This is a genomic window from Pseudomonas sp. K5002 (genome assembly GCF_013386655.1).
In the GTDB taxonomy this organism is placed as follows: domain Bacteria; phylum Pseudomonadota; class Gammaproteobacteria; order Pseudomonadales; family Pseudomonadaceae; genus Aquipseudomonas.
The window spans coordinates 1-1,392 of sequence record NZ_JACARK010001047.1 but is presented as its reverse complement, the minus strand read 5'-3'; the positions used below and the strand labels follow the sequence as shown (position 1 = coordinate 1,392).

At 64.2% G+C, this 1,392-nt stretch carries 1 protein-coding gene; it reads right to left on the bottom strand.

Annotated features, from left to right (window positions below):
* Window positions 1–1,392 (bottom strand): MFS transporter (locus HX846_RS33005; RefSeq protein ID WP_178967029.1); only part of this gene is annotated, 1,392 nt, incomplete at both ends.

The window sequence follows — 1,392 nt, the reverse complement described above, 5'->3', positions numbered from 1 at the left end:
ATCACCCCGCCATAGGCCGAGCCGCCGCTGGCCACCCGTGCGGCCACACGCGGGTCGAGCAGGGTCAGGTGTTCGACGATCATGCTGGAATGGAATTTCTCCCGCACGATCTGGAACGTACCGAGCAATGCCGCACCAATCAGGCCGCCGAGGTTCTGGCAGATCCCGAACAGCACCGAGAAACTCACCAGGTTCCTGGGGTTGGTCAGTACGTTCTTCGTGCCCAGGACCATGGTCGGCCCGAGGAAGAACGTGCCGCCAAAGCCTAGCAGGAACTGGCTGATGTACATGTTTTGCGGGCGCGTGAGGTTGCTGGAGAAACTGTCCATCACCGAGCCCACTGCCATGAAGGCCAGGGAGATGATCAGCGGCATCAGCAAATGCGCGGGGTTGATGGTCAGCGCGCTCACGGCCAGGCCGGCAATCGCCCCCGCCAGCATCACCCAATACAGCGTGCGCATCTGCTCGTTGCTCATGTTCAGCATCTGCATGAAGCCCACGGCGCCGGTGGACTGCTCCGAGAGCACCATGCGAATCAGCACCACCGCCAACGCCAGGCGAATCATCGCCCCGCTGCCCAGCCAACGGGTCATCAGCAACGGGTTGGAGCGGTTATGTTCGATGGCCAGGCCGGCCATGATCAGCACCAGCGAGCAGGCCGAGGCGATACCGATCCACGGCGCTTCCAGCCACCAGTCGATACGGCCCAGGGACAGCACCGCGCAGAGCAAGGCGACGCCGGTGGCGAGGATGGCGAAGGTCAGGAAGTCGAGTTTTTCGAAGGTCTTGAAGCGGTCGCCCGGGGGCAACTTGAGCAGGAATACGCAGCCCAGGCAGGTCAGGGCCATGCCCAGTTCGAACAGGTACAGGCCGCGCCATTCGGCGATTTGCAGCAGGTCTTCGGAGAACAGTCGGGCCAGGGGCAACGCCAATTGCGCGGTGCCCAGGCCGAGCACCAGGGCCTTCATCCGCCACTTTGCGGGAAAGGCCTGGATCATGTAGTACAGGCCCAGGGAACTGAGGGCGGCGCCGACCATGCCGTGGGCCGCGCGTACGGCGATGGCCGAGCTGAGGTCGTTGACGAACAGGTGGCCGAAGGTGACCAGGGCGTAGAGCACCAGGAATACTTCGGTGAACGCACGCAGGCCGAATTGCTGGCGGAATTTTACCAGCAGCAGGTTCATGGAGACGTTGGTCATGACGTAGGCGGCGGGGAGCCAGGCCATCTCGGCCGTCGTCGCGCCCAGGGCGCCCTGGAGGTACACAAGGTTGGCGATCACCAGCGAGTTGCCGAGGCCACCGGTGATTGCCACCAGTACGCCGACGAGGGCGTAGGCCCAGCGCTTGCGGGTGGAATGCAGCTGCGTCGACGGCGAGCACGGCAGCCTCGGG